The organism is Pelagimonas sp. KU-00592-HH (assembly GCF_040369695.1).
Lineage (GTDB): Bacteria > Pseudomonadota > Alphaproteobacteria > Rhodobacterales > Rhodobacteraceae > Shimia.
The window spans coordinates 687,743-712,442 of sequence record NZ_BAABWM010000001.1 but is presented as its reverse complement, the minus strand read 5'-3'; the positions used below and the strand labels follow the sequence as shown (position 1 = coordinate 712,442).

23 protein-coding genes and 1 tRNA gene are annotated in these 24,700 nt (G+C 60.7%); 16 read left to right on the top strand and 8 right to left on the bottom strand.

What is annotated here, in order from left to right:
• The first annotated feature begins 89 nt into the window (after nucleotides 1–89).
• The 4 genes from ABWV42_RS03605 to ribD all read left to right on the top strand — a co-directional run bounded on the left by ABWV42_RS03605 (nucleotide 90) and on the right by ribD (nucleotide 2,748).
• Complete coding sequence (locus tag ABWV42_RS03605; protein ID WP_353338919.1) at nucleotides 90–512, top strand: hypothetical protein; 423 nt, start codon at nucleotides 90–92, stop codon at nucleotides 510–512.
• A 42-nt stretch (nucleotides 513–554) separates the two neighbouring features.
• Nucleotides 555–974: a secondary thiamine-phosphate synthase enzyme YjbQ gene (locus ABWV42_RS03600; RefSeq protein ID WP_353338918.1), complete on the top strand. Its 420-nt coding sequence runs from the start codon at nucleotides 555–557 to the stop codon at nucleotides 972–974.
• A gap of 212 nt (nucleotides 975–1,186) precedes the next feature.
• Nucleotides 1,187–1,657, top strand: coding sequence for a transcriptional regulator NrdR (nrdR, locus tag ABWV42_RS03595; protein ID WP_255104797.1), 471 nt, complete (start codon nucleotides 1,187–1,189; stop codon nucleotides 1,655–1,657).
• Nucleotides 1,658–1,677: 20 nt separating this feature from the next.
• Entirely contained in the window at nucleotides 1,678–2,748 is a 1,071-nt protein-coding gene (gene ribD / locus ABWV42_RS03590; protein ID WP_353338917.1) for a bifunctional diaminohydroxyphosphoribosylaminopyrimidine deaminase/5-amino-6-(5-phosphoribosylamino)uracil reductase RibD, read from the top strand.
• 3 nt (nucleotides 2,749–2,751) lie between these two features.
• Here ribD and ABWV42_RS03585 read toward each other — a convergent pair whose 3' ends face one another.
• The 3 genes from ABWV42_RS03585 to ABWV42_RS03575 all read right to left on the bottom strand — a co-directional run bounded on the left by ABWV42_RS03585 (nucleotide 2,752) and on the right by ABWV42_RS03575 (nucleotide 7,279).
• A complete protein-coding gene (locus ABWV42_RS03585) occupies nucleotides 2,752–4,752 on the bottom strand; it encodes a capsule polysaccharide biogenesis protein (RefSeq protein WP_353338916.1) in 2,001 nt (666 codons plus the stop codon).
• Complete coding sequence (locus ABWV42_RS03580) at nucleotides 4,752–5,882, bottom strand: polysaccharide biosynthesis/export family protein (RefSeq protein WP_255105591.1); 1,131 nt, start codon at nucleotides 5,880–5,882, stop codon at nucleotides 4,752–4,754. The genes ABWV42_RS03585 and ABWV42_RS03580 overlap by 1 nt, the downstream gene beginning before the upstream one ends.
• Before the next feature lie 104 nt (nucleotides 5,883–5,986).
• Entirely contained in the window at nucleotides 5,987–7,279 is a 1,293-nt protein-coding gene (locus ABWV42_RS03575) for a capsule polysaccharide biogenesis protein (RefSeq protein ID WP_353338915.1), read from the bottom strand.
• A 128-nt stretch (nucleotides 7,280–7,407) separates the two neighbouring features.
• Between ABWV42_RS03575 and ABWV42_RS03570 the strand changes: the two genes are divergently transcribed.
• The 7 genes from ABWV42_RS03570 (at nucleotide 7,408) to nusB (ending at nucleotide 12,167) form a co-directional block, all read left to right on the top strand.
• Nucleotides 7,408–7,995 carry a riboflavin synthase gene (locus ABWV42_RS03570; protein WP_353338914.1) on the top strand — a complete coding sequence of 196 codons (588 nt, stop codon included), beginning with the start codon at nucleotides 7,408–7,410 and terminating at the stop codon, nucleotides 7,993–7,995.
• A 140-nt stretch (nucleotides 7,996–8,135) separates the two neighbouring features.
• On the top strand, nucleotides 8,136–8,489 hold the full coding sequence (locus ABWV42_RS03565) for a hypothetical protein (protein ID WP_353338913.1): 354 nt from the start codon (nucleotides 8,136–8,138) through the stop codon (nucleotides 8,487–8,489).
• 57 nt (nucleotides 8,490–8,546) lie between these two features.
• Nucleotides 8,547–9,275 carry a HupE/UreJ family protein gene (locus tag ABWV42_RS03560; protein ID WP_353338912.1) on the top strand — a complete coding sequence of 243 codons (729 nt, stop codon included), beginning with the start codon at nucleotides 8,547–8,549 and terminating at the stop codon, nucleotides 9,273–9,275.
• A gap of 16 nt (nucleotides 9,276–9,291) precedes the next feature.
• Nucleotides 9,292–9,879: a transmembrane anchor protein gene (locus ABWV42_RS03555; RefSeq protein ID WP_353338911.1), complete on the top strand. Its 588-nt coding sequence runs from the start codon at nucleotides 9,292–9,294 to the stop codon at nucleotides 9,877–9,879.
• A 147-nt stretch (nucleotides 9,880–10,026) separates the two neighbouring features.
• A complete protein-coding gene (gene ribB, locus ABWV42_RS03550; protein WP_353338910.1) occupies nucleotides 10,027–11,148 on the top strand; it encodes a 3,4-dihydroxy-2-butanone-4-phosphate synthase in 1,122 nt (373 codons plus the stop codon).
• 3 nt (nucleotides 11,149–11,151) lie between these two features.
• A complete protein-coding gene (locus ABWV42_RS03545) occupies nucleotides 11,152–11,703 on the top strand; it encodes a 6,7-dimethyl-8-ribityllumazine synthase (protein WP_353338909.1) in 552 nt (183 codons plus the stop codon).
• Nucleotides 11,700–12,167, top strand: a complete 468-nt coding sequence (gene nusB, locus ABWV42_RS03540; RefSeq protein ID WP_353338908.1) for a transcription antitermination factor NusB — start codon at nucleotides 11,700–11,702, stop codon at nucleotides 12,165–12,167. Before ABWV42_RS03545 ends, nusB begins: the two co-directional genes overlap by 4 nt.
• Nucleotides 12,168–12,226: 59 nt before the next feature.
• On the opposite strand, the gene ABWV42_RS03535 is transcribed toward nusB, so the two are convergent.
• On the bottom strand, nucleotides 12,227–13,798 hold the full coding sequence (locus ABWV42_RS03535; RefSeq protein WP_353338907.1) for a zinc-binding metallopeptidase family protein: 1,572 nt from the start codon (nucleotides 13,796–13,798) through the stop codon (nucleotides 12,227–12,229).
• Nucleotides 13,799–13,934: 136 nt separating this feature from the next.
• On the opposite strand from ABWV42_RS03535, the gene ABWV42_RS03530 reads away from it, so the two are divergent.
• On the top strand, nucleotides 13,935–14,243 hold the full coding sequence (locus ABWV42_RS03530) for a hypothetical protein (RefSeq protein ID WP_353338906.1): 309 nt from the start codon (nucleotides 13,935–13,937) through the stop codon (nucleotides 14,241–14,243).
• A gap of 19 nt (nucleotides 14,244–14,262) precedes the next feature.
• Here ABWV42_RS03530 and ABWV42_RS03525 read toward each other — a convergent pair whose 3' ends face one another.
• Nucleotides 14,263–14,475: a DUF1059 domain-containing protein gene (locus ABWV42_RS03525; RefSeq protein WP_353338905.1), complete on the bottom strand. Its 213-nt coding sequence runs from the start codon at nucleotides 14,473–14,475 to the stop codon at nucleotides 14,263–14,265.
• Nucleotides 14,476–14,525: 50 nt separating this feature from the next.
• Nucleotides 14,526–15,218: a nitroreductase family protein gene (locus ABWV42_RS03520; RefSeq protein WP_353338904.1), complete on the bottom strand. Its 693-nt coding sequence runs from the start codon at nucleotides 15,216–15,218 to the stop codon at nucleotides 14,526–14,528.
• 334 nt (nucleotides 15,219–15,552) lie between these two features.
• Here ABWV42_RS03520 and ABWV42_RS03515 point away from each other — a divergent pair, with 334 nt between their 5' ends.
• Nucleotides 15,553–16,005 (top strand): MmcB family DNA repair protein, encoded by a 453-nt coding sequence (locus ABWV42_RS03515; RefSeq protein ID WP_353338903.1) that lies wholly within the window; start codon nucleotides 15,553–15,555, stop codon nucleotides 16,003–16,005.
• A 61-nt stretch (nucleotides 16,006–16,066) separates the two neighbouring features.
• Here ABWV42_RS03515 and ABWV42_RS03510 read toward each other — a convergent pair whose 3' ends face one another.
• Entirely contained in the window at nucleotides 16,067–16,258 is a 192-nt protein-coding gene (locus ABWV42_RS03510) for a DUF6324 family protein (protein WP_255104829.1), read from the bottom strand.
• A gap of 1 nt (nucleotide 16,259) precedes the next feature.
• A complete protein-coding gene (locus ABWV42_RS03505) occupies nucleotides 16,260–17,024 on the bottom strand; it encodes a hypothetical protein (protein ID WP_353338902.1) in 765 nt (254 codons plus the stop codon).
• 167 nt (nucleotides 17,025–17,191) lie between these two features.
• Here ABWV42_RS03505 and ABWV42_RS03500 point away from each other — a divergent pair.
• From ABWV42_RS03500 to ABWV42_RS03490, 3 genes are all read left to right on the top strand, one after another.
• Nucleotides 17,192–17,268 (top strand) — tRNA-His (locus ABWV42_RS03500).
• 308 nt (nucleotides 17,269–17,576) lie between these two features.
• A complete protein-coding gene (locus ABWV42_RS03495; RefSeq protein WP_353338900.1) occupies nucleotides 17,577–19,832 on the top strand; it encodes a FecR domain-containing protein in 2,256 nt (751 codons plus the stop codon).
• The gene (locus tag ABWV42_RS03490; RefSeq protein ID WP_353338899.1) at nucleotides 19,832–24,697 is read left to right on the top strand and encodes a PKD domain-containing protein; all 4,866 of its coding nucleotides are present in this window, start codon (nucleotides 19,832–19,834) and stop codon (nucleotides 24,695–24,697) included. Before ABWV42_RS03495 ends, ABWV42_RS03490 begins: the two co-directional genes overlap by 1 nt.
• Nucleotides 24,698–24,700 lie beyond the last annotated feature (3 nt).

Sequence of the window (24,700 nt, the reverse complement as noted above, 5' to 3'; positions counted from 1 at the left end):
TCCGACCGCCTCATGTTTTTTTGAACATCGGAACATTTTTTCTGTTGATGAAAGTCATATATGGGTTGCAGGACAAGGAGACCTCACCAATGCGGCACGTTCTGATCATCGCTCTTTCGGCAGCTATTTCGTTATTGCCGGGCGTCGCGGTTTCTCAGTTTGGCAATGTGCCTTGGAGAGTGGCTGAATTGCCTGAGCCTAGAAGTTTTGAGATTGCCGAGGGCTTTAGTGCAATGACGTCACGTTTCTGGTGCGAGGCGGGACGGTACGCGGTTAAAAAATACGGGGCGACCGGTTCGGAGCGCATTTACGTTCTGAATCCTTATGGAGCGTCTGTTGCTGGGCTTAGGGGGCGTGCGGTCGGTTTTACCTTATCGCCGGATCAGGCCCTCTTGGAAAAGGCTGCCAATGCTGGCGGGAATTCGTTGTCCGTTAAGATGGTAGGTTACAATATCAGTGTAGGCCACGCCCGTGGATACTGTGGGCTTGACGCAAATGTCTTTAGGATGTGAACAGGATTGCCTGGTTCACTTCCCCAGGCTATTTCAAGCTGCATGCAACGCGAATTCGAAATCTCAACATGCGGCCAAGGTCTCTATGAATTCACATGCGATGTGACGTCTTGGGTAGAAGCGTTAAATCTAGGCTCCGGTTTGCTCACGCTGTTCGTCAGGCACACCTCGTGTAGCCTTCTCATCCAGGAAAATGCTGATCCCGAAGTTCAGACGGACCTTCGCAATTTCTTTCATCGGCTTGTGCCGCCGACGACAGACCCTTCGATGTCATATTTGACCCACACTTATGAAGGTCCGGATGATATGCCTGCGCATATCAAAGCGGCGATGATGCCGGTGTCGCTTTCTATCCCGATCAGTGCAGGACGACCTGTGTTGGGAACTTGGCAGGGCATCTACCTGTTCGAACATAGAAAAGCGCCGCACACGCGAAGCGTGGCGGCGCATATAGTTGCATGAATTGGGAAACCGAGGTCACTCGTTACTTACAATACCGAGATAGGTACGATTGCGTGTCCGCAACAGGGGAATGCTTCGAAAGTTTTCCCGCTGGACTTCATCTAGCGGGTGTATTTCCCCTCTACCCAAACTCTAGCGGCTCCCCTATAGTGAATGTGGATAACTTGGGTGCACGCCCAATTTGGTGAGGCCGAAGACGAAGGGGAGAGGCCATGCGCTGCCCGTTTTGCGGAAATATTGACACCCAGGTGAAAGATTCACGCCCTGCCGAGGATCATGTATCGATCCGGCGCAGGCGGTTTTGTCCGGCATGTGGCGGGCGTTTTACCACCTATGAACGGGTTCAGCTGCGTGACCTGATCGTCGTCAAATCGAACGGTCGCCGTGAAGACTTTGATCGCGACAAGCTTGAGCGTTCGATCCGCATCTCCATGCAGAAACGCCCGGTTGAGCCCGAGCGGATTGACCAGATGATTTCAGGCATCGTGCGACGCCTCGAAAGCATGGGGGAAACCGATATCCAGTCGAAGACGATTGGCGAAATTGTTATGGAAGCTTTGGCGCGGATCGACACTGTCGCCTATGTGCGATTTGCGAGTGTTTACAAAAACTTCCAGGCGGCCGACGATTTCGACAAATTCGTTTCCGAGCTTCGCCCGGACGAAGCACCTTCGGAAGACTGATCCTGTCTGACAATCGGTATATGGCGCTTGCCCTCTCGTTGGGGCGGCGCGGTCAGGGACGGACCTGGCCAAACCCCGCAGTGGGCTGTGTGATAGTACGCGAAGGCCGTATCGTCGGACGTGGCTGGACGCAGCCGGGCGGTCGCCCGCATGCAGAGGTCGTGGCGCTTGAACAAGCCGGCGAACAAGCGCGCGGTGCGACGGCTTATGTGACGCTTGAGCCCTGCGCGCATTTCGGCAAGACCCCGCCTTGTGCATCGGCGCTGATCGAATCTGGTGTTGCGCGGGTGGTGGCAGCCATCGAAGACAGTGACCATCGCGTGTCCGGCCGCGGCTTTGCCATGCTGCGCGAGGCTGGCATCGAGGTGACAACAGGCGTCTGCGCCGAAGAGGCGGCACGTGACCTACAGGGCTTCTTCCTCAGGACCGAACAGGGGCGGCCTTTCCTGACACTCAAGCTCGCGTCGTCGCTGGACGGCCGCATTGCAACGGCAACTGGCGAAAGCCAGTGGATCACCGGCCCAGAGGCGCGGCGTGAGGTTCATTCCATGCGGGCGCGGCATGATGCGGTCATGGTCGGCGGCGGCACTGCGCGCGCCGATGATCCTTCGCTGACGGTGCGCGATATGGGGATTGCAGATCAGCCGGTACGCGTTGTGGTGTCGCGTCGCTTGGATATCCCGCTGATGAGCACCCTAGCCAAAACTGCGCGGGACATTCCTGTCTGGATTGCCCACGGGCGGGATGCTGATCCGACGCTGATACGCACCTGGGAAGACCTTGGGGCCGAACTAATGCCCTGTGATCTTGAGGGCCCCCATCTCGCGCCATCTTCGATCCTTCAAGCGCTAGGTGAACGGGGGCTGACCCGTGTGTTCTGTGAAGGCGGTGGCGCTTTGGCGGCGTCCTTGCTGATGTCGGACCTCGTGGACGAGTTGATTACCTTCACGGCCGGCAAAGCGCTTGGGGCAGAGGGCTATCCCTCAATCGGGGCAATGGGCGTGGAGCGTCTTCCAGAGGCGCCTTTGCTTAGGCTTGCCGGGCATAGGGTGTGCGGAGCCGACACCATGTCGGTTTGGCGACGTGCCTAGCGACTAGCGCCACAAAGAGGCATAGGTCGCAAAGGCCCCCTGCAATTTCGATAGCGTGCGGTTGATAAGGCCGGGATGCGGTATGCGCCCCGAAGACAGCCTGTCGATTGCGACTTCCACCGAACAGGGTTGACGGGACACCGGATCATAGTATCGGGGATAGTCGATCAGGGCCGCGTGCACGAGGCCGTTCAGTGGCACCTCTGCTGTGCGCCTGTCGGGAATATCACCACGGTCGTCCGTCAGCCCCCAGCCTGCATAGAAGGGGGCACCGAAGGTCACCACCTTGACGCCACGCAGCAGGGCTTCGAAGCCGGTGCCCGAGGTCATGGTCCAGACTTCGGCAACGCGCTCAAGCAGTTGCGCCATGTCGCCGTCAACGATCTGGTCGGCCCAGATCAGCGGATCAGGCACATGCCCACTGCGCAATCCGGCGGTCACGTCGGGGTGCGGTTTGTAGAGGATGATCGCGTCTGGGTTTGCCTCGCGTGTCGCCTTCAGAAGGTTGGCATTGGTCCGGATGTCCGAAGTTCCCAAGAGGATTGACGCATCGTCTTCGACCTGACCGGGGACGAGGATCAACCGGCCCTCCGGAAGCTGGATCGGGGCGCTGTCGAGGTTGTATTTGCTAATGCCCAGCTTGCGGACCCGTTCGACCAGCTTGTCGGCGCGAAGTGCCTGATCAGGTCTGAGTTCGGCCCGCTCCTGGATCAGTGTTTCCAGGCGGCTGGCCTGACTGGGGTCATAGTAAATCCCTAAGTCATCGCAGACCAGTGATAGCGGCGGGACCAGTTCTGCCCCAAGGCCGCGTGATCTGAGGAAGCCGTCTTCCACGCGCACCGCGTCTTTCGGCCCGTCTTTCATGCCCCAAACCATTTCGAGGCGTGTGTCGTCGGTCTTGTCGAACTGGACCCCGCGATGCTGGCCAAAGAACTTCTGGATGTGGTTGCGCTTCCAGAACCGCATTCCAAATGCCGACCAGCCGTGCCGGTCTTCCCGCCAGCTGCGCGTTTGCGCCTCAAGAAGGTCCATGGCTGTTTCAAGATCGCACAACCTGTCGCGGCAGGGGTCGTACCATTTCGGATAGAGGATCATAGCCGCTGCGAAGACCTGCGCTCTGGTCAGTTTCCTCTGGCGTCGGGGTACTGGACGTTCGTCAGATGTCAGGCCCCAGCCCGCATAGAACGGCTGTCCAAACACCCGTGGCTTGTGGCCAGCAAAGATCGCCTCAAACCCCATTTGCGACGACACCGTGTAGACGCCGACCGCCCCTTCGAACAAAATCCAGGGAGAGTAGGGGGCAGTGCACAGTTTCACCCGGTCGGTTTCATGTTCCGGGCCAAAGTAGCCCTGTCTGAACCCCTGCGCCGTTTCCGGGTGTGTCTTGATCAGAACGGAACAGCCGGGATGCTCTTCCTGCGCAAAGACCAGCATCTCCTGAAAGGCGGCATCGTCGGCCTTGCTGGCCGTTACAGACGCATCCCCGCGGGTCTGGTCAATCACAAGCACATACCCCGGTTTGGGCGGGGCGAGCGAGGGGTCGACGCCCGTGTACTTGGTAAGGTGCGCCTCTTGAAGCCGGGCCATAGCACCGCGTGCACGGTTGAGAAGCGCCGCATCGTCAAGGGGATGGGTGGCAAGAAGGGTTTCGAGGTCAGAAGGCACCGATGGGTCAAAGTGGGGGCAGGAACCGTCAAGGAACAAGCCGATTGGTGGCTGTTTCCCGGCGCGTCCGGGCAAGACTGAGCGCAGGAAAGCGTCCTCGACGAAGAGTTTGCCTGCGCCGCTGCGTTCGGCCATGTGGTGGCCCCGCCATGCGGTCGGGCTTTGTCCCCAAATGGCGACGAGGTCTTCTTCCGAACTCTTGCCTAGCCGGAGATCGTATCCGGCAAGGTCAAGAATGCGACGCAGGCGTTTCTGGAAGAAGAAGCCGCCATTATACGCATAAAGACGCCGGCGCGTTGCGGCGCCGGCGTCAGACTGCCCGTCGGGCAGGAAAGTCATCAGTTGAAACCGCCAAGAGAGCCGATGGTATCCGCCGAGGTAAGCGTACCGGTAAAGGCTGCAATTGTTTTGTTCCAGGAGGTGATCGGCGCTTCGGTCACGTAGAGCGTGTCGCCGTCGCGGACCACGAAATCACGCGCCATGAACATGCCGTTGGGTTCGGTAAGGTTCAGCACGTAGACCATGCGCTGGGCGCCGACGAGGTCGGAGCGGCCGAGAACCTGGTTCGAGATTTCGGGCGCTTCGTTGCGGAACACGAACACACCGGTGGGATCGCCTGATTGCGGAAGAATGCCGCCGACCTGTGCGATCGCTTCAATCGCCGAGAGGTTCTTGGTTTCGAAGTTGACGCGGCTTTGCGCACCTGTCGCGCCAAGCGCGGTGAAGGCGCGGGTGTCGGCCTCGACCAAGATGCGATCCCCGCCTCGCAGGGCGATGTCGAGCTTCGGGTTATCATAGAGATCCTGCAGCCAGATCTGGCCACGCTGGCCACCGCGCAGGACGGTGACCTGAGCGATTTCAGGCGTGATCGTTACGCCGCCTGCCTGGGCAAGCATGGTCGAAAGGGTACGGGTCGGGCGTTCGATCGGATAAACACCCTGGCCGCCAATGGCCCCAACCAGCGAGACGGTCGCGCCATCACCTGCCACGCGGCGGACTTCGACCTGCGGATCGGGGGTTTGCTCTTCGAGCTTGCCGCTGATCACGCGGCGGATGGATTCCGGTGTATTCCCGGCAGCGCGGATACGGCCGGCGTAGGGCACGAAGATGAAACCTGCACCATCCACCTGCACCTCTTCAAGAACAGCGGCGACCTGTCCTTCGGGGCCAAGCAGGGGTTGGTCGACGTTCTCCCAGATTGTCAGCGACAGGACATCGCCGGGGCGAATGGTGTCCGAGCCGAGTTGGCTTGCGTTCTGGAACTTGTTCGAAAACCCAAGAGCGGGCACCACGGCGGTGGCGCGGGTCACGCGGTCATTCACGGCGACGATAAAGGCATCACCTTCGCGTTGTACGGAACCAGCGAAGATTTCGCGTTTGTTCGGACCAGAGCGGGGGACAAGACCACAAGACGATACGGCGGCCATACAGGCCACGACCACGGCGCACTTCGCCCATCGATTTTGCATGAGTTTCACTGCTCGGTCTCCTCGACCTATGTTTTTCTGCCTCAGGTTTTTCAAGTAACCTATCTGAATTCGAACTAAAAATCCAGCGCTAGACCTTGTGTCTCTCAGTTCACCAGACGCAACTGTTGCCGTGGTGCTGCTGTCCCGGACTTGAGCGCGTCATAGGGATCTTCGGGTGAAAGCATCATGTCGACGACGTGCCTCATCAGTTGGCGGCGTCCTCGGGCGCTGTAGAACCCACCGGCAACCTGGCTCGTTTCCAGTAGGAAGCGACGATAGGTTTTGTAGGCGCGATTGTCCGGGCGTGTTGCGCCGCTGAAGAACTCGCTCAGGGGTTGGTCGCTGATGAACTCGGGTTGCGAATAGACGGCCTTGCCAAATATTTTCAACGGGATGCCGCGCCAAAGAACCTGTTGGGCGGCGGTCGAGTTCACTGTGACGGCAGATCGCGTTTCGGCCAGCAGACGGGCCAGTTTACCGCCGCGCACATAGTGAACACGGTCACGGATGCCGTGGGCCTTTGCAAGGCGATCAAGTTCGAGACGAACCGGAACGCGGCCATCTTCCAAAGGATGCGCCTTGAAGACAAGGTGGTGATGGCCCGGGGCGTGTTGGGCGAAGTTGGTGATGACGAGGTCCAGAAACTCGGTCATCGTGTTGAAGGGCGAGTGTTGCTGGAAGCTGCTGTCATGTTCGAGTTGCAGCAGCACAAGGTGGTAGGGGAAACCGCCGTTCTTGATGCGTCTGGTGGCAATGCGGCGCTCGATTGCATGTGCCGGCATCAGCAGGAGGCGCCGCAAGTACAGGCGGAATTCCTTGGCGACGCTGAGATCACGGTGCGAGCGGAAGTTTCGGTAGGTGCGGTTCGCGAACATGACGAACCAATGATAGAGTGCGCCATAGAAAACGTGCTGGCGCATATCGCCCCAGTGGCCCGGCGGCAAAGGCGTGTCGGCATCGCTGCCTTCGAGTGCCTTCTTCATCTCGGGGATGGTCATATCCATCAACCGCGAGTTGCCGTTTGATCCGTTGCGTTCATAGGTCACCCAGTAGGGGCGCAGGTAACCTTCTTCGAAAACATGGATGCGGATGTTCTTTTTCTTCGCGATTTCAATCGCCTGGGCGTGGATCGCCCGCACGTCTCCGTAAAGGACGACGTCGGTCGCCTGCTTTTCATCGACCAGGGAAGTGAAGCGATCCGGCCAGTTTTCGCGGGCGTCGGTATAGGGAATGTAGCTGTTGCAATCCGGCCAGAAGACGCGGTCGCCGGCGTTGAAGCCGACGCGCCAGACCTTCGCGCCGGAACGGCGCAGCATTTTTGCGAGGCCGTTGAAAAACGGCCCATGTGGTCCCTGTAGGAACAGGAACACCCGGTTCTGTCCACTCGATACTGCCATCTTATTTGTCTCATATGTTCGAGATCTTGCGGCCAGGTTACCTTAGCTTATTGGCGAAAGTAAGGCGTCTTGCGAAAGGTCGCAGGGCGGGCTAGTGCTTGGTCTCACAGTTCAGGCGGGAGTGAGCGATGTTTACTGGTATCATCACCGATATTGGCGTTGTACGCGAGTTGGAAAAGCGCGGAGATCTGCGGGCGCGGATCGGCACGTCTTATGACACCGCAGGCATCGACATGGGGGCGTCTATCGCCAGCGATGGTGTCTGCCTGACAGTTATCGAACTGGGTGATGACTGGTATGATGTTGAAATCAGTGCAGAAACCGTATCGAAAACCAATCTTGGTGATTGGGAAGTCGGCAAGCGGCTCAACCTTGAACGCGCCCTCAAGGTAGGTGACGAACTGGGCGGGCACATCGTTTCGGGCCATGTTGACGGTGTTGCCGAAATCATTGCCATGCAAGACGAGGGCGACTCGACCCGTGTGACGCTGAAGGCACCTGAGGCGCTGGCCAAGTTCATTGCACCCAAGGGATCGGTGGCCTTGAACGGTACGTCTTTGACGGTCAACGAGGTGGAGGGATGTGATTTTGGAATCAACTTCATTCCGCACACCAAGGAGGCCACCACCTGGGGCGATGCCAAGGTCGGAGACCGGATCAACCTCGAGATCGACACGCTGGCCCGCTACGTCGCGCGGCTGGCTGAAATGAGCTGAAAATCAACGTCGGTATTGCGTCGGTATTACGACTGTATCGCGGAGGTGCGGATTTGCAGCCACGCGATAACAGTTAACAAAACCTTGCCGCACTTTGTTGGGCTTCCTATCTGCTTGTGCAAGGAACAAGAAGGTCGAACATGAAGCAGGCCATCAAACCCAAGGGGCAGATACGAGCGCTGTTTGCGGCGCTCCTGTGTCTATGCCTTGTGGTCTGGGGTTCGGCGCCTTCGTTTTCTCATGATCTGGCTGTTGGTGTGATCGCCGCCGAAATGGAAAGTGATCACGGTCACTCACATGGTGATGCACTCGACGCCTACTGGGCGTTTCACGGACATGGCCATGACGTGGTCGATCATGACCACAGCTCGGCAGTCCTAGTCATGGCACGGGCAGAGATGGATACCCAGAGACCCTCACGCCATGATCTCGTGCCGAGCGGCGAGAGCCCCCCGGCACCGGTTTTTCTTCTAGAACGTCCTCCGCGTGTTTGATCCTGCCCGCACCTGCGGGTCCTGAGATCAATTTCAACACACAGCGGAGTTCAATCCATGAACACAGTCCAATCGGGCTGGAAGCGGTCGGCCTGGTGCCGAGGCGTTTTCCTGCCCATCCTCTCGCTTGTTGCGCTATGGCTGAGTGCCAGCGTGGCAGCGGCACATAACGTGACGGCCGGTGATGCCGGCTATATCCAGCAGATCTGGGGGATCAAGATTATCCCCTTCATGTACCTCGGGGCCAAACACATGGTCACCGGATACGACCACATCCTGTTCCTCTTCGGGGTGGTGTTTTTCCTCTACAAGGCAAAGCACGTTGCCACATACGTCAGCCTGTTTGCCATCGGGCATTCCACAACGATGCTGGCAGGGGTCTATTTCGGCTGGAACGTAAATGCCTACCTGATCGACGCAATCATCGGGTTGTCGGTTGTCTACAAGGCGCTTGATAATCTTGGTGCCTACCAGCGATGGTTCGGCATCCAGCCCAACGCCAAGATGGCCACGCTTGTCTTTGGCTTTTTCCATGGTCTGGGTCTGGCGACCAAGATTCTCGATTATGACCTGCCCGAAGACGGGCTTTTGCCCAACCTGATTGCCTTCAATGTCGGGGTGGAAATCGGTCAGATGATGGCTCTCGCAATCATTCTTATCGCCATGGGGTACTGGCGCCGGAGCCAGAGTTTCTGGCGGCACGCCTATACCGCGAACGTCGTCATGATGTGCGCCGGTTTCATTCTTATCGGCTATCAACTCACCGGCCTCGTGGTCGCCTCCTGAACAGGGAAACAGAAAAATGTACAACGCAAACAAACCAAACCCCGAAGAGCTGCCGAGCAGCGAGAAACTTTTGCGCTCGACCTTTATCGCGGCCGGTGCGGCGGCGGCCATCCTTGTGACGGTTGTCCTGCCCGCGGAATACGGCATTGATCCGACGCGGATCGGCGGTCTGCTGGGGCTGACCGAGATGGGCGAGATCAAGCAGGAGCTGGCCGAAGAAGCCGCGGCGGACGAGCAGGCCGCGGTTGGCGGGTTCCTGTTCGGGGCGGCGATGGCGCAGGAGGCCGACGTCTGGAAGGACGAGATTTCCTTTACCCTCGCGCCGGGACAGGGGATCGAGTGGAAGCTGGCGATGGACGAAGGCGCCGTTGCGGAATACCGCTGGTTCACGGACGGCGCGCGGATCAACTTTGATCTGCATGGCGACGGTAGTGGCAAGTCCGTCACCTATGAAAGGGGACGCGGCAAGACTGCGGACGAGGGCGAGATCACGGCGGCCTTTGACGGCCAGCACGGGTGGTTCTGGCGCAATCGCGACAAGACCGAAACCACGGTGATCGTCCAGTTGCGTGGCGACTATACCGGCCTCAAACAGACCTACTGATAACATGTGCCCCGGCCCGAGAGAGGGTCGGGGCCTTCTTTACCGGGGTCTGTCGTCGCGTCCGAACCGAAATTCGCCGCCCCTGCTCTGGCCAATGGGGTGTGGTTGCGATATGCGCTTTGCCAAGCAAAAGGCGAGAGAGAGCCCATGAGTTTCGAAAAGCCCGGTCCGGTGGAACAGTCGCTGCGTGACGCAATCAGCCCGATCGAAGACATCATCGAAGCCGCCCGCAAGGGTGAGATGTATATTCTGGTCGATCACGAAGACCGCGAGAACGAAGGCGACCTGGTGATTGCCGCAGAATTTGCCGATGCGGCAGCGGTCAATTTCATGGCGACGCATGGTCGTGGCCTGATCTGTCTGCCGATGACGGCGGACCGCATCGACCTGTTGGGCCTGCCGATGATGGCGGTCAACAACTCGTCGCGCCACGAGACCGCCTTTACGGTGTCGATCGAAGCGCGCGAGGGCGTGTCGACGGGGATTTCGGCGGGCGACCGTGCGCTGACTATCGCGACGGCGATCAACGAGCAGAACACCATGGCCGCGATTGCCACGCCGGGCCACGTGTTCCCGCTGCGCGCGCGTCGTGGGGGCGTTCTGGTGCGTGCCGGCCATACCGAAGCTGCCGTGGACATTTCGCGCCTTGCCGGGCTGCATCCGTCGGGTGTGATCTGCGAGATCATGAAGGAAGACGGCACCATGGCGCGTCTGCCCGATCTGGTGGAGTTCGCAAAGACCCACGATATGAAGATCGGCACCATCTCGGACCTGATCGCCTATCGTTCCAAGCACGACAACCTGATCCAGGAAACCCGCCGCGATACCGTCACCGCGGAAGTGGGCGGCGACTGGGAGATGCGGGTTTACACCGATGTGATTCACGGTGTGGAGCACATGGCGCTGATCAAGGGTGACATCACCACCGACGAGCCGGTGCTGGTGCGGACCCACGCGCTGAACGAGCTGACCGACGTTCTGGGCCTTGGACCCAAGCCGCGTGACGAGTTCTCGGATGCGATGCGTATCGTGGCCGAGGAAGGCCGTGGCGCGGTTCTTCTGTTCCGCGAGCCGCATCCCAAGTTCGACTTTGGCGATGACGAGGACCGCCCGCGTATCGTGAAAGACACCGGCCTTGGCTCGCAGATCCTGTCGAGCATGGGGCTGAGCGAACTTATCCTGCTGACCGACTCGCCCCAGACCCAGTATCTCGGCATTGATGCCTATGGGTTGTCGATTGTCGGAACCCGTCCGATTGCCAAGGAGTAAGACATGGCTGGCGCAGAAAAACACTACATCATGCCGCGTGCGGAGTTCGACAAGCCTGTCAAACTCGCCATCGTGATGTCGCCTTACTACAAGGATATTGCCGACAACATGCTGGCCGGTGCCGTGGCCGAGATCGAGGCTGTTGGTGGGACTTACGAGGTGGTCGAAGTGCCCGGCGCGCTTGAAATCCCGACCGCGATCGGCATTGCCGAGCGGATGAGCAATTTCGACGGCTATGTGGCGCTGGGCTGCGTGATCCGTGGCGAGACCACGCATTACGAGACCGTCTGTAACGACTCGAGCCGCGCGATCCAGTTGCTGGGCCTTCAGGGGCTTTGCATCGGCAACGGTATCCTGACCGTGGAGAACCGCAAGCAGGCGGAAGTGCGCGCGGATCCGGAAGATCAGAACAAGGGTGGCGGCGCGGCCGCAGCGGCCTTGCATCTTATCGCGCTCACGCGTAAGTGGGGCGCCCAGCGCAAGGGCGTGGGATTCGTGCCCGACGCCGAGGAATACAAGCTCGCTGGCGAACTCAAGGACAATCCGAAAGCATGACCCTTTCCGGCAACCAGAAACGCAAGATGAAATCCGCGTCCCGGCTTTTTGCCGTGCAGGCGCTCTACCAGATGGAGCAGACCGGCCAGACCGTGGACAAGGTGCGGGTCGAGTTTCTGGACTTCCGGTTTGGCGAGACCTTCGAAGAGTATGACATGCTCGAGGGGGACACGGCGCTGTTCTCCAAGACCCTCGAAGACGCGGTGAACTACCAGGCCCCGATCGACCAGATGACCGACCGGGCGCTGGTTGCGAAATGGCCCCTTGGCCGTATCGATTCGACCCTGCGTGGCCTGTTCCGTGCGGCCGGCGCCGAGCTGCTGCAGTCGGGCACCCCTGCCAAGGTGGTGATCTCGGAATATGTGGCCGTGGCCGATGCCTTCTTTCCGGGCGGCAAAGAACGCCAGTTCGTGAACGCGGTTCTCGATCACATGGCGCGGGAAGCAAAGCCCGAGGATTTCTGAGCGGCAAACTCTTCTGGAAGAGTTTGCCAGCCAGATGATTTTCTAGAAAATCATGCGTTTCAGGGCGAGGTGGGGAGAACCCAGTCCTCGCCGCGCGCGGTTGTGACGTATTCCGGCCAGCGGAAGTGCAGCGGTGGTTCGTAGTCGCAGAGCGGGGCCAGCCATTTGTCGCCACCAATCCCGCCGCCGGTGCGTTCGCGGAATTCGGCCTGTGCGGCCTCTAGCATTTCCCCGTCGGTCAGACAGTCGAGCGCGGTCATGGCAATGACCTGCGCGGCGGTTTCGACCATCGGGTCGATGCAGGCAGGATGTCCGCCCATCGCGTTCATCGCCCATGCCGGATAGGCAAAGCCTTCGGGGGCTGTCAGGGCGGGGCGGCCGATATAGAGCCGGACTGTGGGCGCGTGCCAGCAGAACTCGGTGTAGTCGTCCGAGGTGAAATGGCGCTGGGTGGGCGGGAGCATCTGGCGCAGCGCGGCTTCGGCCTGTTCCGGGGGCGTGAGTTCGGAGATCATCGGCAGGAAAGGGTCTTCCATCGGCGCAAGGCCGAGTTCCGACTGTATGGCGCGGGCGAAGGTCTTGGCGTCGTCGCCCCAGATGGGCGCGCCGACGGTTTCGAGGTTGGCATAGGTGGCCGCCGAGAGGGCGTGATTGGCAAGGCCGGGGCGGGATTTGGCCACCCAGTGGCGGCGCCATGTGCAATGGCACAGTTTGGCGGCCGCTTCGGCAAAGTGGTCGAGGCCGCGAATGATGTGTTCGGCCTCGGAGACTTCGGAGATGCGGATGAAATACTGGATCTGGGCAATCTGTGCGGGGATGTTGTCGGCGGTGGCCTGTCCGTGGCTGATGATGGTTTCGTTCATTGACCAGCTTTGGCCCGGTGCCATGACGTGTTCGCGCAGCGCCTTGGCAGACTGGTACATCTGGATCATGGCGTCCGTCGCGCCGGGGGCGCGGGCGGCGGCGTGGCTGGCGGGGATGGGCGAGGCATCGTCGCCTGCCATCCATGTTTCCGGGTCTTCGCAGGAGAATTCATAGATCACCCCGTAGCCGACACCGCAGTGGGTATCCCAGCGGACGGTGTTGCAGAGGGGCGGCATGTAGAAGGGGTGGAACGAGATCGCGGCATCGAGATCGTCATAGTAGCCGGCTGCGGCGTGGATCGGTTTTGAGCCACGCACCTTTTCCGCCGGTTCGCCGAAGAATTTGAGGCGGCCGGGGATGTTGTGTTCCTGCATGGCGGCCTTGGTGGCAAGGAAGCCACCCAGTGATCCGATACCCAGAGCCGAGTGGGGATCGGTGTGGCCGCCCGCATGGGCCGAGAGGCCGGGGCGCGGCGCCTTGCGGGGTTCTGCCGCCTGGCAGTTGCCGGGGATGCCGTCATATTCCGCATAGCCGCCAATGGTCGGGCCGTCGCCATTGTCCCAGGTTGCGCAGAATGCGGTGGGCATGCCGCCCGATCCCTCTTCGACGGTAAAGCCTTCGCGGCGTAGAAGGTCGACATAGAAGGCCGCGCTTTTGTATTCGCGCCATGCGGTTTCGCCAAAATCCCAGACTGTGCGTGTCCATTGCGACAGGTCGGATTTTCGGGCCGCAACCGTGGCACGGGCGGTGGACTTTGGATTGGTCATGAACTGCTCCCTCAAACAATGGGCGCAGCCTAGGGGCGATATGCAGGAAGTGGCAAGCGGGGTTGCGTGAATTTCGTCGATTGCCCTTGCCACATGCCAAGGTTGGCATATCATAAGGGCAGAAGGGAACCGAACCATGCCCAAGCTCATTCGTCTCTATATTCTTCAGGTTCTGGCCGGATTTGGCCTGTCCGCCCTGTTTGTCGCCCTGCTTTTGTATTTCAACGTGGGCAACCTCTGGCATCTTGTTAATGCGACCAGCGGAGGATACGTGGCGGTTGTCATGCTGTTCATGTTCAACGGCATCGTCTTTGCCGGTGTGCAGTTCTCGATCACGATCATGCGCATGGCGCGCGACGATGGCCCCGGTGGCGGCAAGAAAGATGCGCTTCCGGTGTTGGAGCCTGCGTTGATTCCGGTGCCTGTGGAACGGCGCAAGCCTTAGTGGTAACTCTTATGCTTCGTTATCCGACGGCCGCGACAGTGACCGGCCTGATCAGCGTATCAAGGTAGGTACGTGTTTCGGTGTCCCACTTGCCCGGATCTTCATCGTGGGCGACGCGGGCGTGGGTTTCCATGAGCGTCCAGACTTCCTCGCGGGTCTCGGCAACGACGCTGGCGGGACAGGCTTCCATCCCTTCGCAGTCGCGACAGGCGTAAGAATATGCGTTTGACATGATGCATCCTCCCGCAGGCAGGATAGCACAAAACGCGTTTCGATGCCGGATCAGTCGCAGACTGTCAGGATTTCCTCGAGCGGTTTCTTGATCTTGGCCACGGTGGGAATGGTGGCGTCCTCGGCCGGATGGCCCACGGCGAGGATCATGATCGGCTTTTCCGACTCGGGGCGGTTGAGGGCCGCGTTGAGGAATTTCATCGGGTTCGGGGTGTGGGTCAGGATCGACAGGCCCGCGTTGTGCAGGGCCGCGATGAGAAAGCCACAGGCGATGCCGGTGCTTTCGGGCACATAGTAGTTCTTGTAGCGGGTGCCGTCATCGAACAGGCCGTACCGCTGGGCAAAGACCACGATCAGCCAGGGTGCGTCCTCGAGGTGGGGTTTGTGGGCGTTTGTGCCAATCGGTTCGAGCTCCTTGATCCATTCGTCGCCCGCGCCGCCCGCATAGAAGCGGCGTTCCTCTTCCTCGGCCTCGGCGCGGATTTGCGCCTTGAGGGCGGGGTTGGCAATGGCCACGAAGTGCCAGGGTTGATGGTTGGCACCGGACGGGGCGCGGCCGGCGGTCTTGATGCAGATCTCGATCACGTCGCGGGCCACGGGGCGGGGCGAGAAGTCGCGCACGGTATGGCGGCGTTGCATGAGATCGAAGAAGGCGTCTGCGGCGGCCTGCATCTCCGGGTCGGTGATCTCGGTCCGGTCGGGCAGGGGGATCGGTTCGAAGGTGAGATGATCGCGGGCGAACATGCGGTGCTCCTTGGTGGCTTTGAACGCGACCCTAGACGAGCAGGTTGAAGGTGAAAAGTGGCGGGCCCGCAAACGCAGCCGTGGGGTTATCTCATTCCCGAGGACCTGTTTATACAGGTGGGCGCCAGGTAACCAGGCCAGGACCAGGACAGAGCCAGCTCCCTCGGAATTGCTTAAGGCCACCGGAATGCAACCGTATCACGAGAAGGGCAGCACCCGCCGAAGGCTTAGGTAATGCGTGGCGCCTGTTTCGGCAAGGGGGCAGCTGCGGATTTTGGCGGGGGGTGGCGGGATGTGACTTGATTTTTGTTCACTAATTGTTCACGTTTTGCCTATGGATGAGAATCTGCAACCCGGACAGCTTTTGGCGCGTGGCGTCAGCCGTCATCTGCGCTCGCACGGTTTCGTGTCGGTCGAGGAGTTCGTTCCCATTCGGGGCCTGCGCGTTGACGTGATGGCACTGGGGCCGAAGGGAGAGCTGTGGATTGTCGAATGCAAATCCAGCCGCGCCGATTTTCAGAGTGATGCCAAGTGGCAGGGATACCTTGAGTGGTGCGACAGGTATTTCTGGGCGGTGGATCTCGAGTTTCCCACGGAACTCCTGCCGGAGGACACCGGGTTGATCATGGCAGATGCCTATGACGCCGAGATCGTGCGGATGGGGCCGGAAGACAAATTGGCGGCGGCGCGGCGAAAGAAGCTGATCCAGAAGTTCGCGATGGACGCCGCCCGGCGATTGCACCGCTTCCGCGATCCGAAGTTGTCGGCATTGCCAGACGAAGAGTAGACCGGAAACGCAAAAGCGCGACGGGGGCCGTCGCGCTTGATGCCAGTTTGATGTCCCAGCGTTACTTGCTGGCGATATTGCGGGCCGTCGCGGCCGCTGCACGCATTTCTTCCGCGATCTCCTCGGCTTCCTCGGGGGAGAAGTCCATCGGGATTTCCATGCCGTCAGCTTCGACGAAAAGGCGGACGAACCCCTGATCGGTCGGGCCGATTTGCAGGTTGGCTTCGATGTCGCGTTCGGTGTTGATGCCCATTTCAAGCTCCTTCGGCGGGTTCGATGACAAGCCATTCCCCGATGATCTTGCGGCCATCCGACAAGACAAGGGAGCGGTCGAGGTCATGCATTCTTTCAAGTTCCTCGATGCCGTTGAAAGTGTTGGATTCGGCCTTGAGGACACGTGCGCGGTTGCCGCCGGGGATACGCGCGATCAGCGCCTCGCGCAAGGCCAAGCCTGCGGGCATGTTGCGGTCATGCAGTTCGACAATGATACGCGCGTTCTTGAGCGCTGCGAGCAGTTCCTTGGTCAGGACATCAAACTCGGCACCTTCGATGTCGCAGAGGATGACGGATTTGGAGAGGTCCGCACCGATTTCGTCAAGCTGGGCACCGAGGGTTTCGTCGGCAATGCCGCGAATGACCACTTTGTCGGCAACACCGTTCATTTCCGCGTTGGCCTGTACGGCGTTGCGGCCTTCTTCGGTCATCTCGAAACAGATCGAACGGTCGCAAAGGCCCGCGAACAGGGGGCCAAGCGACATATAGCCGTCGGCGGCACCCAGGTTGATCAGGTCCGTGAAGGGGGCGGATGCGGTGATTTCGTTCACCACCTGCGTCTCGTACAGGCCGAAGATCTTGAGGCCGAGGGGGCCGCGGGAGACGTTTGAATCGCCTTGGAGCTTGAGCCCCTTGTAGGCGCCGAGCTGAACCTCGCCGTTGTGGCGGGAGAAAATCTCGTTCGACAGGCTTTTGCGGCGCTGTTTCGCAATCGCTTTGGAGGCGGCGTTGAGTAGCTTCTTCAAGTGGGCACCTTCACGTTTTTTCAGGGATATATCGTGTGGAGACCATTGAGAAAAGGATTTCCTCCCGCTGCAATTTGTCTCGAACAAAAGTTTCTCACGCTCGGCGAAAGTAATTGTCAAAATTGGCTTGCATTCATCTGACGCTAGGGATAAATCGCCCGAACAGTGCCGCCTTAGCTCAGTTGGTTAGAGCGCTGGATTGTGGATCCAGAGGTCCCCCGTTCGAGCCGGGGAGGCGGTACCATCTCCTAAAAGTGATGACCAAAACACCCCGGCCACGGGTTGTTTTGTTGCGCGTTGCACTGGAATTGCCTGTTTCCAGTCGGATTGTTGACGCGAGGGCGGTAGAATCCACGAAAATCAGGGTTTTTCTTGCCAGATTAGCTTTTTTACCCAACGATAAAGCCATCGAATAATTCATTTTGACGCGCAACGTTTTCTTGGAGATACGCCATGTGGCGTCCTGCGGGCGAGGACAGAAAAGGTCTCGTCAGTGTGGTACGAGTTTTCTGTTTCTTGCCGTTATTTTTCGCCGGTGGAGTTGCGCCGGCATTGGCAGACAGCGATCCGATCAATGCCCCTTACGAAGTGGTGCGTTTTTCGGGAGAAACGACTCTACGCGATTTCGTGGCCGAGCATCTGGATGATCCCGACCTATGGCCGATGGTTCTTCGGCTTAATGAGATGGCCTCGGTGGCAGACCTCGCGCCCGGAACCTCTCTGCAATTGCCGGTACAGCAGGTGGCCTACTCAGATCAGGCTTTGCTGGCGTCATTGCAGGCGATCCAGAAGGCGACGGCAGAGGGCGCTCGGCTTTTTGCGCCTGACGAGATTGGCAATGCGATTTCCGATCGGGACACGGCAATTGCCCGGCGTGGCGAAGGCGCGTGGCGCGAGGTTGTAAGCTATGCGCGGTCGGCCTCTGCACATGCGGAAGACGCCTATGAGATTTCGGTGCAACTGCGCGATCAGGCGGCCGAGGCGCTGATCACGGATGTGCATGGTCGCATCGAGGGGCGAGACCCTGCAGAGCCCGCGTGGAGTTCGCGGGCGTTGAATGACATTCTGGTCGAGTTCGAGCGACTGCGTACGCTGTCGAATTCGACGACGCAGGTGACTTTCCGTGATCTCAGCCGGTTGCGCCTTAACCCCAATTCGAATGCGACGATCCAGAGAATGCGGTCTGATCCGCTGACGGGCCGCGAAGTGACCAAGGTCAGCCTGTCGAACGGCGATTTCTATGCGCTGTTGAACCAGCTTTCGGATCGGGATTCCTTTGAGATCGAAGTGCCGGGTATTCGCACCACGACCGACTCGGATGATTTCTGGATCAAGAACGACGAGAGCGGGGCGCGGTTCGTGAATTACGATACGGCGTCTCTGGATATCGAGTCGGCGGGCGCAGCGGTCAGCCTTGAGGAAAATCAGGGCGTGGTGATTTCCCGCGGCAAGGCGCAGCGGGCCGAGATTTTGAAACAGCCCTTACTTGCCGAGCCCCTTGGCGGGGCGCTGGTCTACGGGAATGCCGTGACCCTTGCGTGGCAACCCTATCCGGAGGCCTCGGCCTATTGGTTCGAAGTGGCAGGTGATCCGGGGTTTAACCGGATGATCGCGACGGAATGGGCCGTGCCGGAAAGTGGGTTCAGGGTCGAAGGATTGAGTCCTGGCACGCATTTCTGGCGGGTGGCGGCATTGGATGCGCTTGGATTGCCGGGCAAGTGGAGCGAGGTGCGCAGTTTCGACCTGTTGCAGGATGATGCGCCACCGTTCCTGACCCTGTTTGCGCCACTCCCTGGGATTGTGCTGGAAACGGATTACGTGGACGTTCTGGGCGCCTCGGAAAAAGGGGTTGAGCTGACCTTGAACGGCGAGGTGGTCGTGGTTGGCGGCGATGGCAGCTTTCTGGCCCGTGTTGCGCTTCGGGCTGGAGAGAACGAACTGCGGGTTGTGGCAACCGATCCAGCCGGGAACAAGAGCGAAAAGATCAGCGGGGTGATCTATCGCCCCCTCGCATCGGTTGAGATCCTGCCGGATGCGGGATTGCCGCGCGTGGGTGAGGTGTTCGTGACCCGGACGGGGGAGCTGAGCTTTTTCGCGAGCACCTCGGCGGCGTCGGGTGCGGATGTTCGCGTGCTTGATGACGGGGGCGCGGAGATCGCGCGGGCGCGTGTTGGGGACGCGGGCGCGCTGGGGGTGACCTTGCCCGCGTCGGACATGGTGCGTGGCTATGCCATCGAAGTTCTGGCGCCGACCGGGGCGGTTGAGGGGCGGTTTGATCTGTCGGTCGTGCAGGACAGCGAGGCCCCGATGATCGTTCTGGATCAGCCGCCACCGCGCGCGGTGTCTGATGATCGCCTGCCGATTTCGGGGGCCGTGGGGGATGCGGTCTCGCTGACGGTCGGTGCCGAGGATATTCCGGTTCTGGACGGTGGTTTCGCAACCGAAGTGCAGCTGGCACCCGGTGTGAACACGCTTGATATTCGTGCGACGGATGCGGCGGGCAATGTTGGTATTCTATCGGTTCAGACGAATTATGATGTTGATCCACCAAACATTCTGAGCGCCACGGCCAGCCGGCCACATGGCGCGAATGGCCCCATCGAAATCGTGGTCGAGGCGCGGGATGCCTCGGGGCTGCGACAGGCGGCGCCTTTCCTTCTCGAGGTTGGGGCAGAGGAGCGGGAGGGCTTTCTGCGCTGTGACAGTGTCAGCGGCCTCTGCCGCGCGACCCTGCCTGCCGAGGCCGGAGACCTGGCGCTGATCGAGGTGGTGGTGATGGACTATGCAGGAAACGAGGCGTTCCAGTGATGAAGACACTCCTGAAAACCTATAGCTACGTCGTGCTTTGCCTTGTCATGGGGATTGCGCCTCAAGGGGTCACGGCACAGACGGTTGCCCCGCCCTCCGAGGAAGGGCTGCTCGTGGTTTACGGCACCCTCGCGCATACGCGGGAAGGGGATATTGATCACCGCGAGACCGTGTTTTTCAGCGTACCGGCCGGATTGAAAGACCGGCTGTATGTCCGCCTGTTCGATCCCGAGATGTCGGGGCAGCATGACTTTGTCTATGGGCGGCGGAGCCATTCGGAAACGGTGTTTCGCCTTTCGGGCGGAGAGGGGGCCTTTTCCGGTATCGCGCGACCGCAGAAGGTTGCGGACGGGGCGCGGCCAATTCAGCCCAAGCGGGGCGATCTTTTGAAGGCGTCGCCGGGCAAGGTGCTGCGCGAGGCGACCTTTACCACGGATTTGAAGACCAACGGCCAGTGGGTCACTTTGGGCAGCCTTCGGGCACGTCAGGGCGAGGTGATCGACGGGCGGTCGTATTTCCGGCTGGATGTGCTGGGTACGGATGGAGATGACGGCAACGGGTTTTCGCTGGATGTCAGCCTGTCGCGGGATCGCCATCGCCCGCCGGAAGGCCTTGAGATGTTTGCCTACCAGCCGACCATTCGCTGGCCCGGAGGGGCCATGGCGACGCGGGTGGAGTTCCTGCATGAAGGTGGCCCCGTTGAGGTGCAGAACTTTGACGGGGCGGCGGGGGATCTGCGGCTGAACCTGATGTATCGCGACGTGCGGTTGCGGGCTTCTGGGCAGAACACATGGGCCGTTTCCGAGGTCGAGACGGATGAGGCCCTGCTGGCGCTGACCCTGAAAGGCGGCTTTGAGACGCCAAACGACGTGACGCTTTCGGTGTTTGACAAGGAAGGCGCGGCCTTGCCCCTGATCATGCCGCCACGCAAGGCACCTGACCCCGAGCGTCCCTCGGCCCGGCCGCGTGCGCGTCCGCTGGCGGATTGTACCTCTGTCGCGTTTGATGGCAGCCTTGCCGACGCCCATCCGCTTCTGGCCTATGAGTGGGATTTTGGAGACGGCCAGACCTCGGACGAGCCGGTGATCGTCTACAGTTACGGTGCGCCGGGGCGGTATCAGGCGAGGTTGCGCGTTCTGTCTCCGGGAACGGCGGCGGCGCGCGGAAACGAGGCGGTTGTGCCCGTGCATGTGCGCCCCGCCCCGAAGGCCGTGGCCGGGGATGAAATCACGGTAGCACCGGGCGAGCCCGTCGGGTTTGACGCCTCAGCCTCGGTCGCCTCGGACAGTCCGATCACCCGTTATCTTTGGACCTATGGCGATGGAACGGTGGGGCAGGATCCCGTTGCGCGAAAGGTTTATGAGAAGGCGGGCCGCTATCAGGCGGTTTTGCGGGTCTCGGACAACAGCAACCACCCCTGTAATTTCGGCCTGGCGACCCGCGTAGTAAACGTGAACTTTGCCCCTGTGGCCGAGGCCGGCACGGATGTGTCGACCATTGTTGGCCAGCCGGTGCGCCTGAATGGCGGGGCGAGCTATGACGTGGACGGGAGCATTGTGGCCCATGTCTGGGACCTTGGCGATGGCACCCAGATGGAGGGCGCAGAGGTGAGCCATGCCTTTGATACGGCAGGCGTTTATCGCGTTGCCTTGTCTGTGACGGATGACAGCGGCGTGTCGAACCGCACCAGCACCGACCATGTGACTGTGCGGGTGAATGCACCGCCCGAGCCGAAAATCTCGGGACCAAGCGAGGCGCTTGCCGTGGGTGAGGCCTTTGTTCTGGACGGTCGCGGGTCGGTGGATGCGGATGGCACCATCCTCAGCTATCGCTGGGATTTCGGAGACGGGGCCATGGCCGAGGGGGAGAGCGCGGAATATGCCTGGGCGATCCCCGGGGTCTATGATGTGACACTTACCGTGATTGATGACAGCGGCACAGCCTCGGCCATGCAGAGCACGGTCGCACAGGTGATCGTGAACACGCGCCCCGTTGCCGAGGCAGGGGTGGATCAGTTCGTGACCGCCAGCGAAGTGCAGTTTGACGGCAGCGGATCGTTGGACATTGACGGCCGGATCACATCCTACAGCTGGGATTTCGGAGATGGTACGGTTGGGCGTGGTGTGCGCCCCAAACACGCCTATGCGCGTCCGGGCCGGTACGAAGTGGCATTGACGGTGCAGGATGACAGCGGCGCGCCACAAAGCCATGCGCGCGATACGATGTGGGTGGTGGTGAATGCCAGCCCGATCGCGGATGCAGGGCCTTCGTTGACCGTGGCACCGGGCGAGGGGTTCGTGTTGGACGCGGGGGCGTCGGTTGATCCTGACGGGGCGATTGCCGCCTATCTCTGGACCTTGCCGGATGGCACCACCAAGGACGGCGAGCGGGTGTCGGTGCGCGAAAGCACGCCCGGTCTCTATCGCTATGGCCTGTCGGTCATGGACGATTTCCGCGGTGGCGGGGCGACGGATGACAGCGAGGTTCTGATGGTCGTCAATGCCGCGCCCGTGGCGGTGGCGGGGCCGGATATCCTTGTTGCGCCGGATGAGGAAATCCTATTCGACGCGCGGGGCTCTTACGATCCCGACGGGCGGATCGCGGTTTACGCGTGGGAGTTCGATGATCTTCAGGTGCCGCTGGAGGGCGCGCAGATCGAGCGGGCCTATCCCGCGCCGGGGGTCTGGAGCGCGCAGCTGGTGGTGCGTGATGACAGTGGCGTTTCGAACGGCACAGATGTCGATACGGTTACGATCCGCGTCAATCATGCGCCGATCGCCGAGGCTGGCCCCGTGATCAATACAGACCGTCTGATGGTGAGGCTGGACGCAGGGGGATCAAGCGATGCGGACGGCGACGCGCTGATCTATTCCTGGGATTTCGGAGACGGGTCCGCGATGCGCTATGGCCAGCAGGTCAGCCATGTTTTCGCCAAGGCAGGCAGCTATCCTGTGACACTTTGGGTGGATGACGGCACCGGGCTTTCGAACGCGCGGGACGTGGATGCAACGACCGTCACCATCAACGCGCCGCCGGTGGCGATGGCGGGGGGCAACCGGGATGTGTGTTCGGGCGATGCGATCCTGTTTGACGCCTCGGCCAGCAGCGATGCGGATGGCGATCTGTTGCAGTATCTCTGGGAGTTCGGGGATGGCAGCCAATCGGAGATCGTGAACCCCACCAAGACCTACGAACAGCCGGGAACCTATCCGGTGACCCTGACCGTTCAGGACGAGAGCGGTTCGGCTTTGGGGCGTGATCAGGATCGTGTTGCGGTGATCGTACGCGAAGGGCCGATTGCCAATGCGGGGCCGGACATGAGCGTCTGCGTCAATCAGGAGATCAGGCTGGACGGGACGGCATCGAGCGATGCGGATGGATCGGTGAACAGCTATGAGTGGACCTTTGGGGATGGCACGCGGGGCAGTGGTGCGCGGCCTGTGCATACATTCGAGCGTGTCGGCCTGCATACGGTGACCCTGACGATTGTCGGCGATGCGCTGGGGGCCTGTAATCCCATTGATACGGACACGGTGAATATCTCGGTGCGGCCTGCAAAATCGCAGAGCATTGCCGCACCGGAGCGAGTGGCCAGCGGACTGGAGGTGGCTTTCCGGGCGGTTCTTGGGGATGAACCCGGAACGGGCGAGGCGATTTCGCATTCATGGGATTTCGGCGACGGGGCTACTGCGGAAGGTATGGAGCCGCGTCACAGTTTTGCCGAGCCGGGGGTCTACACTGTTGTTCTGACCAGCGAGATGCAGGGCGGGCAACAGAATTGCGGGCAGCTGGTCTCGCGGCACCGGATCGTTGTGAACGGCGCACCGGTGGCCAAGGCGGATGCCCCGCGCGAGGTGAGCGTGGGAGAGACGGTGATCTTTGACGGTGGCGGGTCGCACGACCCAGATGGCGTGATCACCGGCTTTGCCTGGGACTTTGGCGACGGCGTGGTGTCAGAAGGTGTTCTGGGTGTTCATCGCTACACTGAGCCCGGCACCTATACCGTGCTTCTGGAAGTGCAGGATGATGCCGGGGTCGAAAACAGTTATTCGGTGGCGATTGGACGGATCAAGGTGAACCCCGATCCGGTAGCGGGCCTGCAAACGCCGGCACAGCTTTGCCCGGGTGTGCCTTTCGAGTGGCAAGCGGATGTGGCCGAGGGGACCGAGGTTTCGTGGACGCTGGGAGACGCCAAGCGCGAGGGCGTGCGTGTGTCTCATGCCTTTGAGCGCCCCGGCGTCTATCCGGTGCGGGCGGACATGGATGACGGCAAGGGGTTGTCGAACAGCAAGCGGCTGGAAGAAATCTATGTGCGGGTGAATGCTTCTCCCGAGGCCTATGCCGGGCCGGACCGCGTTGTTTGCCCCGGTGACGAGGTCACGTTCAGCGCCAAGGGCAGTGACATTGATGGGGATGTCACGGGCTGGCAGTGGGTGTTCTCGGACGGGGTTGTTCTGGATGGTCCGAAGGTGACGCGGCGCTTTGACGAGGTCGGGCCTGCCGACGTGCGCCTTGTGATCCAGGACGATAGCGGATCGGCCTGTGCCATTGGCGAAGATCATGCCCGCATTCTTGTGAATGCTCCGCCCGTCGTGGACGCGGGCGCGGATATCGAGGCCTTTGTTGGAGCGGCGCATGACGTTGTCGTTTTCGACGCAGCAGGCGCGCGTGATCCTGACGGTCAGGGTGTGCGGCTGGAGTGGGCTTTTGGCGACGGGACTGAGGCCACAGGCGCGGTGGCGCGTCATCGATATGCCCAGCCGGGCGACTATGAGGCGATTGTGACGGCGCGGGACAGCACTGGCCTGACCTGTGGTGTTGCAACGGATCGGGTGCAGGTGCGTGCCCGGGCGCGGGGCCAGTAACCG

Bases quoted from the DNA above. Each gene is read 5' to 3' on its own strand.
- ABWV42_RS03605 (WP_353338919.1), top strand. From the start codon at position 90: ATGCGGCACGTTCTGATCATCGCTCTTTCGGCAGCTATTTCGTTATTG.
- ABWV42_RS03600 (WP_353338918.1), top strand. From the start codon at position 555: ATGCAACGCGAATTCGAAATCTCAACATGCGGCCAAGGTCTCTATGAA.
- nrdR (WP_255104797.1), top strand. From the start codon at position 1,187: ATGCGCTGCCCGTTTTGCGGAAATATTGACACCCAGGTGAAAGATTCA.
- ribD (WP_353338917.1), top strand. From the start codon at position 1,678: ATGGCGCTTGCCCTCTCGTTGGGGCGGCGCGGTCAGGGACGGACCTGG.
- ABWV42_RS03585 (WP_353338916.1), bottom strand. From the start codon at position 4,752: ATGACTTTCCTGCCCGACGGGCAGTCTGACGCCGGCGCCGCAACGCGC.
- ABWV42_RS03580 (WP_255105591.1), bottom strand. From the start codon at position 5,882: ATGCAAAATCGATGGGCGAAGTGCGCCGTGGTCGTGGCCTGTATGGCC.
- ABWV42_RS03575 (WP_353338915.1), bottom strand. From the start codon at position 7,279: ATGGCAGTATCGAGTGGACAGAACCGGGTGTTCCTGTTCCTACAGGGA.
- ABWV42_RS03570 (WP_353338914.1), top strand. From the start codon at position 7,408: ATGTTTACTGGTATCATCACCGATATTGGCGTTGTACGCGAGTTGGAA.
- ABWV42_RS03565 (WP_353338913.1), top strand. From the start codon at position 8,136: ATGAAGCAGGCCATCAAACCCAAGGGGCAGATACGAGCGCTGTTTGCG.
- ABWV42_RS03560 (WP_353338912.1), top strand. From the start codon at position 8,547: ATGAACACAGTCCAATCGGGCTGGAAGCGGTCGGCCTGGTGCCGAGGC.
- ABWV42_RS03555 (WP_353338911.1), top strand. From the start codon at position 9,292: ATGTACAACGCAAACAAACCAAACCCCGAAGAGCTGCCGAGCAGCGAG.
- ribB (WP_353338910.1), top strand. From the start codon at position 10,027: ATGAGTTTCGAAAAGCCCGGTCCGGTGGAACAGTCGCTGCGTGACGCA.
- ABWV42_RS03545 (WP_353338909.1), top strand. From the start codon at position 11,152: ATGGCTGGCGCAGAAAAACACTACATCATGCCGCGTGCGGAGTTCGAC.
- nusB (WP_353338908.1), top strand. From the start codon at position 11,700: ATGACCCTTTCCGGCAACCAGAAACGCAAGATGAAATCCGCGTCCCGG.
- ABWV42_RS03535 (WP_353338907.1), bottom strand. From the start codon at position 13,798: ATGACCAATCCAAAGTCCACCGCCCGTGCCACGGTTGCGGCCCGAAAA.
- ABWV42_RS03530 (WP_353338906.1), top strand. From the start codon at position 13,935: ATGCCCAAGCTCATTCGTCTCTATATTCTTCAGGTTCTGGCCGGATTT.
- ABWV42_RS03525 (WP_353338905.1), bottom strand. From the start codon at position 14,475: ATGTCAAACGCATATTCTTACGCCTGTCGCGACTGCGAAGGGATGGAA.
- ABWV42_RS03520 (WP_353338904.1), bottom strand. From the start codon at position 15,218: ATGTTCGCCCGCGATCATCTCACCTTCGAACCGATCCCCCTGCCCGAC.
- ABWV42_RS03515 (WP_353338903.1), top strand. From the start codon at position 15,553: ATGGATGAGAATCTGCAACCCGGACAGCTTTTGGCGCGTGGCGTCAGC.
- ABWV42_RS03510 (WP_255104829.1), bottom strand. From the start codon at position 16,258: ATGGGCATCAACACCGAACGCGACATCGAAGCCAACCTGCAAATCGGC.
- ABWV42_RS03490 (WP_353338899.1), top strand. From the start codon at position 19,832: ATGAAGACACTCCTGAAAACCTATAGCTACGTCGTGCTTTGCCTTGTC.